This is a genomic window from Cellvibrio sp. UBA7671, from assembly GCA_002483145.1.
Lineage (GTDB): Bacteria > Pseudomonadota > Gammaproteobacteria > Pseudomonadales > Cellvibrionaceae > Cellvibrio > Cellvibrio fibrivorans.
In genome coordinates, this window is sequence record DLHJ01000003.1 from 518,117 (window position 1) to 534,294 (window position 16,178).

Sequence of the window (16,178 nt, forward strand, 5' to 3'; positions counted from 1 at the left end):
GCTCCTAACAACTACTAATAACGGCAAACAAAACACGCATAACTCATGCAGAATTTTTATTGCTACGCAAATACCTGCATCAACATACGCCCACCGCTGATACATAAAAAAATCGCGAACACGCGTTTTAACATTACAGGTTCAAGTTTAGATCCAATCCAGGCACCCACAGGTGCGAGCAACACCGTGAGCGGCACAATCAATAAAAATCCGGGCAAATTCACCATACCGATCATGCCTTGTGGTGCATCTGCAGGAGTCTCGGCTAGCAACATCGCGGCCGCGCCGGGAATGGAAATTAATAAACCAAAACAGGATGCGGTGCCCACTGCGCGATGCGGCGGATAATTGCATGCGTTGAGTAAAGGTACGCCGATAGTGCCACCACCAACGCCCATCATCACTGAAAAAAATCCGATGGTGCCCGCCATTAGCCCCTGCCCCGCCATGCCCGGTAATTGTTGCGCTATGGGCGCGGCTTTTGCGCGGAATAACATATTGGCGGCAACGAGTAATGCGACTACACCAAACACGGCGCTGGTCACTTCGCCTTTTACTTTCAACGCTAAAGCACTGCCTGCAATTACGCCCACCACCATAAAAGGCCACCAGCGTTTGAGCAGTGCCCAATCGACATTGCCGCGTTTGTGATGTGCGCGCACAGAAGAAATGCTGGTGGGCACAATGACCAACAAAGACGTCGCGGTGGCGACTAACATCGCCGTCGCTGCGCTGATACCAAAATGTTGCAGCACAAAAAATAATACCGGCACGATTACAATGCCGCCGCCCACGCCGAGCAAACCGGCAAGGATTCCTGCGAAGGCGCCGGTCAGCACCATCGCGATCATGGTAGGCAACCACTGGCTTAAAAAATCACTCATTACGCGCGCTCCGTCATTACGGATGCGATGCCTGCTCCGTCGCTGCGCGGATCGCTCGCGGCAATGGCACTGCCATCGCCAAAACTCACAACTGCTCCGGCATGGCCCATGATTTCGCTGCGTGCTGGAACCGCTTTAATTGCGTGATCGCGCGCGCGCAAATTATTTCCAAGTAGATCAACCAAATCCTGCTCCATTTTTAAATCGTGATTGTTATCGCCCCAGGTGCGACCGAGCAGCCAGCGGCCGCGACTGATCGCCTCATCGAGCGAGCGCGCATCGTACAGATAGCGGCTCAATAATGCTGCTTGTGTTTGCGGTTGGCCTTCACCGCCCATGGTGCCGTAACTGATACGGCGGCCATCATTCAAGAGTGCAAAGGCGGGGTTGAGGGTGTGAAAAGGTTTATAGCCGGGCGCTAGCGCATTGCGATGATTGCGCTCCAAACTAAAACCCACGCCGCGATTATTCCACACCAATCCGGTGCCAGGGATCACTACGCCCGAACCAAATTCCCAATAAATACTTTGGATAAAACTGACCATAGTGCCAGTGTTATCCACGCAGCCCATCCACACGGTATCGCCCGGTTCAGCGATTTGCGGCCAGGGCAAGGCTCGCTCGTTGATGACGGCGGCGAGTTGGTCGATATGTTCATCATTCAACAAATCATCCCAGCGCTCGCTCAACCTGCGAGGGTCGGCAACTTCGCGGTCGCGCACAATAAACGCGAGCTTGGTAGCTTCAATCAAACCGTGAGCGCGCGCGGCCTCATCCCATTCGGGTTTAAACAGACGATCATAAATCGCCAAAATCAGTAGCGAGGCAACGCCTTGCGTCGGCGCAGGCAAGTTAAAACATTGGCCAAAACGGGTTTGCACCGAGAGCGGTTTTACCTCTTGTGCACGGTAATTTTGCAAATCCGATAGCCGCAACGGACTGCCGAGTTGTTCAATTTGTGTGGCGATGTATTCTGCAAATTCGCCGCTGTAAGCCGATTCCAATCCGTGATTCACCAACCAGGTGAGCGTGGTCGCCAAATCGTGATTGGTGAGCATTTCGCCTTCGATCAGCGGGCGGCCATTGGGCATAAATACGCGCTGGTATTCCGCCTGCTCGGCCAACTCCACCTGCACTTTGCGGCTCGCTGCTGCAAGGCTGTGAGTGACTTTAATGCCTTGGCTAGCAAGCGCAATCGCGGGCGCTAACAAACGGCTTAAAGAAAATTGGGCAGATGATTCGGCGGCTATAGCGCGCGCCTTTTGCCAACCGGCGAGCGTGCCGCCCATAGTGACAGTCGCGAGTGCGCCACGACTGGGGATTTGCTGCAAGCCTTTGTCGCCATACCAATCGATACTCGCCAATTCCGCTGCGCAGCCGCAGGCATCTATCGCACGCGGCGCTTCACCGGGTTTATGGATCAACCAGAAGCCATCGCCCGCCAGACTGTTCATGTGCGGATAAAGTACGGTGATGGCGGCGGCGGCGGCGATCATTGCATCTACCGCACTGCCACCTTCACGCAACACATCCAGCCCGATTTCAGCGGCTTGGGCGTGCGGAGCACTGAAGGCGATGGCATGTTGCGTCATGAGTGAGTACCACATAAATCGATTGCCAGTTGCAGTAGTGCTTTATCACTGCCGCGTTTGCCGAGCAGCGAGACACCACAAGGTGCTCCTTGATCATTCAGCACCGGTAGATGCACTTGCGGTAATCCCGCTAGCCCCGCAGGTGCAGTCAGCCCCATTAACTGGCTGCGATAAGTATCCATCCAACTGGCATCAGCACCCAACAAAGGTGCTGCGCCCGGTGTGGTAGGCAGCAGGATTAAATCGACATCGGTAAACCAACTGTCGATGTCGGCTTGCAAACTGGCGCGCTCAATTTCAGCGGCAGACTGATCAGCATCGGTAAGCGTTGCACACCATTGGAAACGGGCGTGGATATCCGGTGCAAATGTCGGCTGGTTTTGACTGATCCACTCACCATGGGTTTGCCAAATCGCCCGGCCTTGTAGCATACGGAAGCATTGGCTGGCACGGATAAGCCAGTCGCTATTAATCACTATTGGTTTAAAGCCTTGCAGTATTGACTGACCTTTAAGCCAGGTTTGATGAGAGGGGGTCCAAAGCGCACCGTTTTGTAATGGCAACAATACGGCGATGCGCAATGAGCTGCGTTCAAACTGGCGCGGCAGATTATCGGGCAGCAATACCTCGCCGACTTGCGCGAGTGTCCTGGCATCGCGCGTGAGCCAGCCGACGGTATCGAACAGCGGTGCGAGCGGCACCATGTGTTCGCTACTAATCAAGCCGTGACTGGTGCGAATCCCGAACAAACCGTTGTAGCTGGCGGGCACACGGATGGAGCCGCCGGTATCGGTACCTAAACCTATATCGATATCGCCCGCCGCAACCGCAACGGCGGAACCACTTGATGAACCACCGGGCAAACGCTCGGGGCTACGCGGATTAATCGGCGCGCCGTAGTGGATATTCAATCCATTAAGACTGTAGGCGAGTTCATCGGTTTGGGTTTTGCCGATCAGTTCAGCACCGGCGCTGAGCAATTGCGTTACTACCGGCGATGTGTGTTCCGGTATTGCGTGACTGGCCAGCCAGTCAGGATTTCCTGCGGCTGTGGGTAATCCGGCGATATGGAACAAATCCTTAACTCCCAGCCGCAAACCAGCAAGGCTGCCAGAGCCTGCGCGGGGATTAGGATAGTGACCGCGCCATGCGAAGACGCGTTGATCGAGCGACATGTGTAAAACCTTAAGAAAGCAAATCACCTGAGCGTCAGGGCTTCCGGCATTCTCTCTGAGACTCGCCGTGAATCATCCATGTAGGCTCATCTTCGATCACGAGTGAACCGGCCAAGAACTAACGTTCTTGTCGTTCGGCTGCGCGCAAAGCATGCTTTGCTAACGCTTGCCTCACCCATGTCTCAGACGGTCTCAGAGAGAACACCGAAATCCCTCCAAGACCGCGCACTGAATAAACCAACTATTTCAAATCCGCCGGCACCGGAACCTTATCTTTGTAAACGTCCCAATTGCCGAGAATTTTATCCATCACCGCCGTACCGACAATGTAAGCCGATTCTAACGAAGCATCTAATCCAGCATAGCCTTCATTTTCAGCGAGGAGGTTTTCTGCTGCGGTAACACCCGGTGGTGGCATGGTGTAATTGCTGCCAGTGCGCAACACCAGCACGCGGTTTTTATCCACTTTGCCGATATTGTGCAAATAAGTAAGCGACAAATAAGTACCTGTATCTTCCATCGCTGAAGTCACGAACTCACCTTTGCCTTCAGTCCAGTAATCCGTCCATTTGTTCGCCCAGGTATTCATGATTTCGCCGTGCCAAAACGTCATAGCCGCGAGCTGGTCACCTTTCAACACAAAAGGTTTGCGTTGCGCATTCGGGTGATTTACATAAAGTTTGCGCGTAGCTTCAAGGCTTTCAATATCGGGCAGTTGAATATCTTTCGTTAATTGAAATGCCCACTCGGTCAAATCAGGATTCACGCGCAACATTTCACCGGTGGGAGCCGGTTTTTTCGGGTCGTAGGGCTTGGATGTATAACGCGCAAAATAACCTGTCTCCCAATCCGCGGGAATTTCACGCGCATCAATTTCATGCGCGAGGTCGCCGTCAACCAAATATTCTGCCCATGCGGCCGAGCCGATGGACGCATCTTCCGGGTCGATACCCGCAATACCTGCCACCAACCAATAGGCATCAGAAAAATCAAAACGCGGGTCCATGCCCAGCGCCATAGTCGCCGCTGTGGAATGTGCAGTGCCGATACCGGTCACAATGCCCATTACACCGGTTTCCATATTCATATAAATATCGTGATAAGAATTGGGAAATTCAAATTTAGTATCGAGTTTTTGGCGCTCTTTCCACAATTGGAATTCACCGGCTTTATCACCCGAGTCTTCACCAATTTCAAACATGGTAACAACAACAAATTTCACTTTAATTGGCGCCGGTGCTTGCACACTCGCTGCTGGCGTAGCAGCCACTTCAGTCGCAGGCTTTTCACAACCCGTCATTAAACCTGCCGACATTAACGAGAGCAGCGCAACAGACAATAAACCCGGTTTACATTTTTGCATTGGAAAAATCCTGTCATAAATTCAGTTAACAATAACGAGAAAAGCTCTGAATTATTCGCCACTCCTGCGAACGCAGGAGTCCACTATTTTGATTGCTATGGATACCTGCGTTCGCGGGTATGACGAAAAGTGTATCTTTCAGAGATTCCCTTGCGCGCGGCAATTATTTCTCTTTCTTTTTGGAGGTCATCTCGGGATGGTTAATCAATCCATTGGACACGCGCGGTTTACCTTGCAGCGCCGCAATTGGTTTAAGCGATGCTAACACTATCTCCAAACTAAGTGGATTAACGCGCGGATACAATTCTTCCATCAGCGAAAAATCCCATTTGCCCACACCTTCAGCCGGATTGGAAATCACAATAATCGCTGCGTAATTGATTCCCAGCTGACGCGCATAAACAATTTCGCTCGGCACATTCATGGTCACCACATCGCCGCCCCACTGGGCAAAGGCTTTAATTTCTGCCACTGATTCAAACCGGCCACCGCGCGCCTGCACAATCACACCGCCGTCGTGCACTTTATGCTTTTTAAAATCACTGTTACTGCTAAAGGCTTTTTTGGTTTCAGCGAGCAGGATGTTGCGAATATCCGTGTCCATCGCCGGTGTAAAACGCGGCAGCGGAATGGCGTTGGGGTCGCGATAAATTTCTGGCGGGAACCCGAGCGCGCGATCCACATTCATATCTATAAAGTCATCGGGGATCACATAATCATAAACGCCCATATTGGGGTTGATGCCACCGGCAGTCGCACCACCGATCGCTTCTTCCACACCTAAATCATAGAGCGCTACCCAAGTCTCCAACCACTTACCCTCGCCGTGGGCATGCACGTAATAAAACGGGATACCTTCATATTCGGCGTAATAAATTTTAGGTGAGGTGCCCAGCTTGGTTTCGATGGTGAATTCTTTTTTGATCAGTTTGCTGGAAAAAAGAATGTCATTTAAAAAAGTCCCACCCAATACGGCAATACGCGCTTTGGGCGTTCCTTCAGGAATTTGTGCTGCACCAGCGGCAACAGGTAAAAACAATGAGCAAAATAAAACTACAGTAGTGATATTTTTTAGTGCGTGAATAAACATTGGATAGCCCTGTCGTTTTGTAAGCGCGGGCCACTGCAATTAACAATGGCCTGCGCGCAACACCTACGTGATAAGTCAAATACTAACTTAGAACTTAAAGGTCACCTTACCGACAAAACTACGCGGCAATTCTGGCAACACAATGGTGCTACCAAAAAGATCCGGGAAGTTTGCACGGAAGTAGCGTTCGTTCGTCAGGTTTTTGCCTTGCAAACTCACAGACCAGGCATCGGTACTGTAGGAAATGCCAGCGTTAAATAAGGTGTAAGACGGCAATTTAATAGCACGGGAGAAACCAGAGTAAGTTGAATCAGCGTGCACCGCACTAGCGGTAAAGCTGTAACCATCGCCAAAATTGTAAGCACCAGTCACACTCATCATGTTTTCTGGAATACCCGATTTTTTAGCATCTTCTTCGCTGCTAACGGGTGTTAAACCCTGCATGACATAGCCGTAAAACAATGACGGGTCAGTAACATTTACCAAATCACCGGCACCTGCAAAACCAAATTGGCTGCCACCATCCAACGCTGTCAGGTTAGTAATTTCCAAATGCGTTAAGGCTGTAGTGATGGTGAAATCTTCGGTGATTAACAAGCGTGCTTCCAGCTCATAACCCTCACTCTGTGTTGTATTGTTACTCACCAAATCCTGCGCACTAAAATTGGTACGGGTTTGATCAAAGTAAGCAGCAGAAACATACAAGCGATCATCGAAGAAATTACCCTTTACACCAACCTCTTTCAGCGTCGAATCCGCAAGCGCATTACCCGCCTTAGTACCGTCAGCATTTTCGATCAAACCGGGAGAAATTTCTGAACCCTGCCCCATTACGATTGTGGATTGCGTTGAACGAGTGGCGTAAGGAATAAAACCATAGGGTAGCTGGTAGGACACGCTCATTGTCCATGAACCACCATCAACAGAGTCTTCCGCAGTAAAGTCAGCAGTGGGTACATACAACTTTGAACCAACACGTGTTGACGTCATATCGATCAGATCATAGCGTCCACCCAGCAAGACGCCCAGATTTTCGGCAATAGTGTAATCCGCCAAAATCGCAAAACCGTAATCAGTAAAATCACCCACTACATAATTGGCATAATCCGAATCAGTGCGAGTTGCTAACAGTTTGCGATCCAGACCAGTTGATGTACCCGTTAAATCGCGACGATCAAAGTATTCGAAATCAAAATCATCGCCTTGTTTGAAATCGGTGTAGCGAATACTGGGCGATACTTGGTAGCTGGCTTTTAGCCAATCCGTATGATCCATATAGAATGCAAACACCACTTGATCTTCAACCACATAGGTATCAACAAATTGCGAAAAGCCGTAGGCATTTTCGTTAATATTCTCTAATTCTTCATAGAAGAATTTATTGGTGATGGTGAGTGCGTCTGAGGCTTCGTGAATTGTATCGAAGAAAAGCGTGCCTACAGTGGTCACAAGCTTGTCATCCGGTGCTACTAATGTTTGACTGCCATCCAATTTCGCCGTACCAACATTTTGCAGCGCCCAAGCAGGATCCATCTGGGCATCGGTAGCCTCGTCTAGCGCCACAGTAAAAGGGACTCCAGGCATAAAGAAATTGCCTTTGACAAAAGTACCTTTCCAAGCCGTGTATTCATCCGGTGAATTAAAACCATCGCCGTCGGTATCAACTGAGGTAGGTGACCCTGTAATGTAAGTACCATGGTCAATCAGATCTTGAGTTACGCGGTTCCAACCCGCCACCTGATTGCCATCAAATTCGTGATACATCCCACCGAATTCAATACGGGTAGAAGGAGACAGCTCCATATTAAACGCAGCCTGCAAAACATTCTGGTCAGTACCTGAATTTTCGTAATAACTGCCGGAGTTTTCCGTTTCAGCGTAAACGTAATAGCCCAAATCTTTTTCTCCTACAGATGCTGGGCCACCAACTTCTGCAGTCACAATATTCTTATCCCAACTACCGCGCGTTACCGAGAATTGACCTTCTGGCTTATCGAGATATTGACCTGATTCAGCGCGAGCAGACTTGGGTTCAAAGTTGAGGTAACCACCGATTTTTGATGGACCGAATATGGGAGATGCAGGGCCGCGTACGATATCAATACGATCAGACGCACCAATAGGCGTTGGATAGTTGCCAGGGTTGTTTACGCGGCGCATACCGCGAAAATACACTTCGCCCGGAGTTCCGCGCACATCTAAAGAACCAGCAACACCAAAAAACGATTGAGTGAAAGCACCAGGAGAAACCAACACCAGATCATCAATATCGCTGATGTTGTAGGCCTCCATCATGTCGGCGCTCACTGTAGTCAAACTACGCGGGGTTTCTACAATGGTCTTGTTAAAACCAAAAGCAGATTTACCTTGTTTGGTCATCAAGCCCATGGTGTCACCGATCACCAGGGTTTCTTCCACCGCACCTGCTGCAGCTATGGGTGCAACAGCTTGCGCCGCCACCTCTTCAGCTGACCACGCTGGCGCTGCAACAACACAACCCATGCTGATAAGTAACGCGAGTTTATTGCGGGTAAAACATTTGTGTATGGTCATAGCAAGTGCACTCCAAGGGTGTCTAATAATATGTATCAGGAAAGCTGTGCGAGAAATTGCAAGCGCTGTGCCATTTCCTGTCTAAATGGTTAACTCTTTAAAAAATACATATTAATTTCCTTATTTTTCAATTATTTAACTAATACAAAATACAGTTCAATCGTTTATATATTGAAAAATTACACTCTCAAAAAGGCGCTTGGAGTAGATCGGGGCACAGGGGTATTGATGCAAAATAATGCGCCATGCACGCTCACTTGAACCAATATGTTGCACCCCGATTACCTAGTTGAAATTACAGAGGGAATAACGCTTGCAGGTAAAGCCGTAAGAAATAGGCTTGGTATTTTTCAAACTGCTAACACCATTTTTCGCAAACGATTTTTGAAAAGTATCAACGCGCGCGTTGTAGGTTTTTAACAGCTGGGCTTTTACATCCTCCTCCACAAAACTGTATTGCAGCGAGTTGCGACTGAGCAGCAACAATTCATCCCAAGACAAATTAAATTCTTTTACTGCAACAAAAAATTCGTCAGTGATATTGGAATCCCACATGCCGCGATCATCCGTTGAGAGCGCAACTGGGATTCCCAAACGTAAATATTCCGGGAAGGGATGCTGCGCATAATCGCTGACATATTCGAGCAACAAATTGGAAATTAAATTGATTTCCACCAGATAGGGGCCGTGGCGCATTTCGCGCAGCAATTCCGGATCGCTAATTAAATTCACACCGTGGCCAATGCGATCTGCACCGAGCATTAAAGTATCGCGGATATGGGAATTGGGTTCGTCTACTTCGCCAGCATGCACCGACAGTCGCACGTTGTTATATTTGTGGCGCAGCTCGCGCAGGGTTTGGGTAAAACGCAGCGGATAACCTTTATCGTTATCCTCACGCCCTACCATATTCACCGCCACATACAAATCGCGATGGCGTGAGACTATGGCGTAAGATGCGCGCAGTTGTGCTTCCGCACTGGGAACGAAACGTAAGATTGAATCCTGAAAGCGCACAGTAACGCCGGTTTTTTTTGCATCAGCCTGTGCAAGCCGTTTGCGAAATATAGCGACTGCTTCGTCCTCACTGATCGGGCTACCATCGGGTTTAAAGTAACCGCCCGCCTCCAACATGGTCTCTAAATAGATCAAACCTTCATCGCCAAAGGCCTCCATATTTTTATAGAGGATTTCTGCAATCAGATACGGACTGTAGAGCAATTGATCCAAACGCTGCCAATGAGTTTGGAAAAATTCATCGCGCCCTTCATGGTCATGGCTCAGGGTTACGCTATTGACCCAACCCGCTTTTTCTTTTTCGTCCAGGTCTTCCAAGCGTTTGTATTCTGCTTTTTCACACTCGGGCAATTGGTTATAGGTAGATTCCATAACATTGTTGAACAACATCAAATAAGGGCGATAACCGAAATTGTTGTCGGCGAAATCGCGGCAATTATTAATGCGCACTTTGGTGTAAAACCTATAGCCATATTCTTTTTGCGCGAGTGCAACCTCATACCACCAACCGGACATGACCGAGCCGCTGATATGGTTGTGCAAATCACCGCCTTTAGGCATCGCATATAAAAAGCGGTACAAATCTTCATCGCTGGCAGTGGCTTTGAATTTTTCGAACCAATCGCTGCTGGTCGCAGAACCTATTGCCGGGCTTGCGGCAGAAGCAGCTAGACTCAATGTAGCCAGCAGGCAGCTGGCGGCGACTAAAACAGTACTTGTGGCACCGCGCCCTGCGCGGATAAGGGTCTGAATACTGGGCAATAACATAAGCAGAGTCTCTGAAAATCCAGGAAGTTGTTTACGAGGGAGGAGCAAGGCGGAGGGGCTAATGCAATTGTGATACCAGTAGGTGCGATTCCGCGCCAGCTGCGGAATAGCCTTGGCAATATCCTGTCCAAATGGACGGGATTTGTTTTAATCTGGTGCAAGCCGGGCTTTTTTGCCCAGTAATATTGCGGGTTTTAAGACGATTCGCGGGAAAACCCTAACCTTGAACGATGGCACAGAATTTGATGATGCTTTGACGAAACCCCGGTATTTATTAAAGTTTTGTTAAGCACACTTTTATTAGCGGTAAAGCACATGAGCGATAACAACAACCCAGCATCCTATCCACGCGACCTGCTCGGCTACGGCAGCAATCCCCCCAAAGCCAATTGGCCGGGCAGCGCGCGAATTGCCGTGCAGTTTGTGATTAATTACGAAGAAGGTGCAGAAAATTGCGTGTTGCATGGCGATGCAGCATCGGAAACTTTTTTGTCTGAAATTATCGGCGCACGCGCTTTTGAAGCGCGCCATATGAGCATGGAATCGCTTTACGAATACGGCAGTCGCGCGGGCTTTTGGCGCTTGCATCGATTGTTCAACAAATATCAGTTGCCGGTAACCATCTACGGTGTCGCTATGGCACTGGAACGCAACCCGGATGCAGTCGAAGCAATGCTTGAATCCGGCTGGGAAATTGCCAGCCATGGGTACCGCTGGATCGACCACCAATTTATGCCAGAGGAAATTGAGCGCGAGCATATTCGCACCGCGATTAACATACACACGCGCGTTACCGGCTCGCGCCCACTGGGTTGGTACACCGGCCGCGACAGTCCTAACACGCGCAAATTGGTCATCGAGCAAGGTGGATTTTTATATGACTCGGATTCTTACGCCGACGATTTACCTTACTGGACGCAGGAATATACGCATATCAATAACGGCAAACCACATTTAATTATTCCCTACACGCTCGACAGCAACGATATGCGTTTTGCGGCGGCGCAGGGATTTAATTGTGGCGACCAATTTTTTACCTATCTCAAAGACAGTTTTGATACGCTCTATGCCGAAGGTGAATTTGCGCCCAAGATGCTGAACATAGGTTTGCACTGCCGCATTATCGGCAGACCGGGGCGCATTCAAGCGCTGGAACGATTTATCCAATATATTTTGCGGCACAATGATGTATGGGTATGCCGCCGCGATGCAATTGCGCAGCATTGGCACGAGCACCATTCACCCTCTTGATGCAGAAAATAATTCTGCTTACTGATTAATTATCTTTATATAAAAATGGTACACAAGGGCACTCAACGCTTAACAAAGACAAACAATTACGAACACAAACCCTTGTAAGCAACCTGACAATGAGAAAATTATGCCGACTACTTCGTTAAAAAATCTATGCCAAATCAGCCTGTTGGCCGGTGCCTGTTGCATTAGCGCCTGCGGTTCCATCGACACAAAAAACAACGCGCAGGCACAACCCACTTACGAGCGACTTAACGCAGTATTGTGGATGCAAACCTCGGCTGAATATTACGCCCTCACCCAAAGTGCTTACGCCCAAGCCACCAGCATGTTAGGCAAAGGTTTGGCCGATAAAAATTGGACTGCTGCGCAAGAACAAACGGGCGATTACCAAAATTTACCTCCAGCGATTATTTTGGATATTGATGAAACTGTGCTGGATAACTCGCCGTTCCAAGCGCAATTAATTAAAGACAATGCCATTTTCACCCAAGAAGCCTGGGACAAATGGACGCAACTCGCCTCCGCCCAAACGCTACCAGGCGCTAAAGCCTTTTTGGATTTTGCCGATTCACAGGGCGTGACGATTTTTTATGTCACCAACCGCGAAGCAAGCCAGGAGCAGGACACGCGCAAAAACTTGCAGCAACAAAACTTACCGCTGCGTGATGACATCGATGTAGTGCTGACCAAAAATGAAAACCGCTGGAGTTCATCCGACAAGGGCGCGCGCCGCACGTTTGTCAGCAAAGACTTTCGTATTATCGCGCTGATCGGCGATGACTTTGGCGATTTTGTCTCAGGCGCAAAAAGCTCACCGGAAACACGCGTTGAACTGGCTAAAAATGGCCAGACCGCATGGGGCACCAAATGGTTTTTAATTCCCAACCCGGTTTACGGTTCATGGGAAGCGGCGCTGTTTAATCACGATTACGCCAAACCGGCGAGTGAAGTGACTGAATTGAAATTAAAACAGCTGAAGGGGTTTTAAGCCAGGCCCTCCACTCTCCCATAAATCAATGCTCCTTTAGGTGCATTGATTTATTAAGGTTCAGAACCTTTATTTCCCGTTAATTTCCCACTCCGCCTCACCCAAACGACCCAATGCAAAATTATGCATTTTTGAACGCGAGCCCTCACCGAGTGCTTTGGGTGGATAAAAAAGTGTTTTACTGTCCGGATGGTCGATAAATAATTCATCCAATGCTGCGCGAATTTCGCTTAGCATTTTCTCAAGGTTCGCATCAAAATCCGGGCGCTTGCGGATGGTGTGGCCGAGCACAACAAGACGCATAAAATATTGATTGGCTAAGGTTAATAATTCGTCCGGCAATATGGCATGTTGGCATAGGCGTACACCCGGATGTTGCTGACAATAATTCAGCAGCGCGGCATAAAAACACAAAGGTTTATTGGCGAGTTCAACTTTATAATCAGTGCCGCGTACCGCAATACATTTTTTTTCCAGATCTAATACCAACCCAACATAACGGGTTTGAGTGGCCACAAAATTTGCCGCAGCCGGAACGGATTTGCGCTGCAAATAAGGCGATAATAAAAACACCAGCAAAAGCGCCGCCAGTAACGGATAAATCGATGCGCTCTGCCACAAGGTCGGTTGGCATATACCTAATTTCAAACTGATAACTTGCCCCGGCAATTGCAGCTGGCGCTCAATAAACCTGTGCGCGTGTGAATTTTCACCGGCAACATCGACGGCAGAATCCAGCAGCGATTGCGCATCAAATTGCTGCAAGCTACTTACGCGTACCGATAAATTTTGTTCAATTAGCAATGTATTTAGTTTTTGCAGGTATTCGCGCACCTGCGCCGGATTACCTGCGATATTCAATGCAGGGTTTGGCAGCGACAGGCGCGGCAGATCCAGTGATACGCGATTTTCAACGGCGAGAATACTACGTTCCAGATTAAAATCCCGCTGCAATGACATACCAAAAAAATACGCCAGTTGCAGCGCACAAAAACCGCCGACCAATAACAAGAGATGATAATAATTGAGCGTCTTTTTAAGTGAATCCAGACGCAATTGTTTAAACCCCGGCAATTTTATACCCAGGTGATTGATACGCAGCGTGTGCATTAGCGTTTCACTATGGATTGCGGACAACCCTCGGCAAAACTGAGTTCACCAAAATAGGTGGACTGCTGCTGTTGCGCGAGATTGCCCAGAGTGGCTTGCAAGGCACAGAACAAATCCGTGTTGCGCCCATTCATTTTTAAATACCAACTGCTACCGCGAATATCGCTATTGCCAATAGCTTGAATATAATTTTCGGAAAATCGCTCAGCATCTTCTGCGGCCCAATAACTGGCGATCATATCCACTTTGCCACTCGCGAGTAATTCGCGCAGGCCGGTGTGGTTGTGGCTGTACACAATCGAAACATGTTCTTCACGCAAACCCAATTCGCGCAATAAATGCATGGGAATAATGTGGCCGGAACGGCTGGAGGGATAATCAAGTAAACCAATGCGGCGGCCGAGTAAATATTCGCGCGTTAAAATCGGTTTTTCATCGCGCCCGATTAAATAGGCTTGATACTGCGAATAACTCGCGAGGCGTTTATAGCCGTGAGTATTTTCTGCATCGAAGGCCTGCACAATATTATCTTTGGTGTTAACCAAATCGCCGATGCCTTTGCCGATAAAGGTGATATCAGAAACATCGCCGGTGCCCCAATAGGCTTGCACTTGATGATATTGCCGCTGCACAACCGGATCGCCACACAATAAATTGGCGAGATTGCGCGCAACGACTTGCGTATTCATATAGACCGTTAATTTTTCAGCGGACGAGTTGCTGCCCGCCGTGCAGGTGTAGCTGTCTTCAATTAATGATGGCAAATGGTAGTCGAGCTTTGCCTGGCTATTTTTGCCCACAAACCACATAGCTAACACCGCCAAAAAAAATAGCGTGAAGGGAAAGCTGATAGGTGCAAATAGTTTTAAGTCGTTCATGATGTTTTCAGAGTGCCCATATCTGGTATGCCGCAACCTTTACCAGCTTACTTTAAGAGAATATCTGCTGAGTTTTTTGATGTTTTCGGCAGCAGTATTTTTGCAATATCCGTACCTTTGGCGCAGCAAATCGCAACCACTTGTCTGATTTTGCTGTTAATCCCTTATTTGCTTCACAAACTCCCTGAATTCATTCACAAGAATGCATTTTTCTCTGATATCTCGGGGTAAATCCCGCCGCAATAAATCCCTGTCCAACCGGACAAATATTAATTTCTCACCACTTAATGTTCTGTCTGGCCGCCCAGCGCACCAAAGCAGATCAAGCACGCGCCAGATTGGCGAAAAAACGCCGAGTCCTGCACTGATTCCCTGTGATTTTTTAGATTTATCAGGCTGTGGCGTAGCTCCTGCTGCCGCTCCACACCCCCACAAACCGGATTTATCGCCTTGAATAAGCTTACTTATTAACGGTAACCAATTGATGTTAAAGATTTATTAACCAGTAACTTTGAATTTGGATAAATGCTTTCTAGCACGTGACGCAAGTTTGAAGATAAGCCCAACACAAGTGGTGTTGAACCGTTTTGGATTTCCGGAGTTTGTTATGAAGATTGCGCGATTCGTTTGCGGCCTGTTGTTAATCACCACCAGTGCGCAAGTATTGGCCTGGGGCCAGAATGGCCACCGAATAGTTGGCCAGATAGCCAATGAGCACCTGACCAAAAAAACCCAAAAGGCACTGCTGCCCTTACTGGCTGGCGACCTACTGCCCGAAGTTGGCACTTGGGCGGATGAGATGCGTTCCGACCCGGCTGAGTTCTGGCAAAAACACTCCTCGCGCTGGCACTACATCAATGTGGCTGAGCCAGACAAGTTCGATGCAGAGCACTACCACACACCGCAATCAAAAGACGATGTGAAAGATATTTACGGCGGCATTCTGCGCTGTATAGCCGCCTTAAAAGACAAAAATACCCCGCTCGCCGAGCGCCAGTTTTACTTGCGTTTTCTGGTGCATCTGGTCGGCGATATTCACCAGCCGATGCATGCAGGCCATGCGGAAGATCGCGGCGGCAATTTGGTTGAAGTGAAATTTTTTGGCAAGCCGACCAACCTGCATTCGCTCTGGGATACGGATTTGCTCGAATCGCAAAACCTGAGTTTTACCGAATACGCCGCGTTTATTGATACGCAGGATAAACAGCTCATCAAAACCTACCTGACCAGCACCCCAGCAGACTGGCTAAAAGAATCCATGGCACTGAGCGAGACGCTCTACCAGAGCGCCGCGCCCATCAACAATGCCAGCCCTGACCTGAGTTACGGCTACATCTACCAGCAACTCCCCATCGCCCAAAAGCGTTTGCTGCAGGCGGGCATTCGCCTCGCCGGTTTGCTCAACAGTATTTACGACCCCAGAGCCAAGCCGGGCCTTACAGCCTTGGCGGCAAAACCATAGCGCTTTGGCCACCAGACCTTAGCACTTTGATCACTAAACCA

At 49.0% G+C, this 16,178-nt stretch carries 12 protein-coding genes; 3 read left to right on the forward strand and 9 right to left on the reverse strand.

Going from position 1 to position 16,178, the window contains the following annotated elements:
* Positions 1-62: 62 nt before the first annotated feature.
* The 7 genes from B4E62_RS04870 to B4E62_RS04900 form a co-directional block, all read right to left on the reverse strand.
* Positions 63-884, reverse strand: coding sequence for a sulfite exporter TauE/SafE family protein (locus tag B4E62_RS04870; RefSeq protein ID WP_310072988.1), 822 nt, complete (start codon positions 882-884; stop codon positions 63-65).
* On the reverse strand, positions 884-2,476 hold the full coding sequence (locus B4E62_RS04875; protein ID WP_331351291.1) for a gamma-glutamyltransferase family protein: 1,593 nt from the start codon (positions 2,474-2,476) through the stop codon (positions 884-886). The genes B4E62_RS04870 and B4E62_RS04875 overlap by 1 nt, the downstream gene beginning before the upstream one ends.
* The gene (locus B4E62_RS04880; protein ID WP_331351292.1) at positions 2,473-3,651 is read right to left on the reverse strand and encodes an amidase; all 1,179 of its coding nucleotides are present in this window, start codon (positions 3,649-3,651) and stop codon (positions 2,473-2,475) included. Before B4E62_RS04880 ends, B4E62_RS04875 begins: the two co-directional genes overlap by 4 nt.
* Before the next feature lie 241 nt (positions 3,652-3,892).
* Positions 3,893-4,951 (reverse strand): purine nucleoside permease, encoded by a 1,059-nt coding sequence (locus B4E62_RS04885; RefSeq protein WP_374725275.1) that lies wholly within the window; start codon positions 4,949-4,951, stop codon positions 3,893-3,895.
* Between the two features lie 226 nt (positions 4,952-5,177).
* Entirely contained in the window at positions 5,178-6,104 is a 927-nt protein-coding gene (locus B4E62_RS04890; protein WP_331351293.1) for a hypothetical protein, read from the reverse strand.
* Between the two features lie 87 nt (positions 6,105-6,191).
* Positions 6,192-8,657, reverse strand: coding sequence for a TonB-dependent siderophore receptor (locus B4E62_RS04895; protein ID WP_331351294.1), 2,466 nt, complete (start codon positions 8,655-8,657; stop codon positions 6,192-6,194).
* Between the two features lie 285 nt (positions 8,658-8,942).
* Positions 8,943-10,442, reverse strand: a complete 1,500-nt coding sequence (locus B4E62_RS04900) for an adenosine deaminase (RefSeq protein ID WP_331351295.1) — start codon at positions 10,440-10,442, stop codon at positions 8,943-8,945.
* A gap of 315 nt (positions 10,443-10,757) precedes the next feature.
* Between B4E62_RS04900 and puuE the strand changes: the two genes are divergently transcribed.
* Positions 10,758-11,693 (forward strand): allantoinase PuuE, encoded by a 936-nt coding sequence (gene puuE / locus B4E62_RS04905; protein ID WP_331351296.1) that lies wholly within the window; start codon positions 10,758-10,760, stop codon positions 11,691-11,693.
* Positions 11,694-11,823: 130 nt separating this feature from the next.
* Entirely contained in the window at positions 11,824-12,687 is an 864-nt protein-coding gene (locus B4E62_RS04910; RefSeq protein WP_331351297.1) for a 5'-nucleotidase, lipoprotein e(P4) family, read from the forward strand.
* A 69-nt stretch (positions 12,688-12,756) separates the two neighbouring features.
* On the opposite strand, the gene B4E62_RS04915 is transcribed toward B4E62_RS04910, so the two are convergent.
* A complete protein-coding gene (locus B4E62_RS04915; protein WP_331351298.1) occupies positions 12,757-13,797 on the reverse strand; it encodes a hypothetical protein in 1,041 nt (346 codons plus the stop codon).
* Complete coding sequence (locus B4E62_RS04920; protein WP_331351299.1) at positions 13,797-14,675, reverse strand: PhnD/SsuA/transferrin family substrate-binding protein; 879 nt, start codon at positions 14,673-14,675, stop codon at positions 13,797-13,799. The genes B4E62_RS04915 and B4E62_RS04920 overlap by 1 nt, the downstream gene beginning before the upstream one ends.
* A gap of 607 nt (positions 14,676-15,282) precedes the next feature.
* On the opposite strand from B4E62_RS04920, the gene B4E62_RS04925 reads away from it, so the two are divergent.
* The gene (locus B4E62_RS04925) at positions 15,283-16,137 is read left to right on the forward strand and encodes a S1/P1 nuclease (protein ID WP_331351300.1); all 855 of its coding nucleotides are present in this window, start codon (positions 15,283-15,285) and stop codon (positions 16,135-16,137) included.
* Positions 16,138-16,178: the final 41 nt, after the last annotated feature.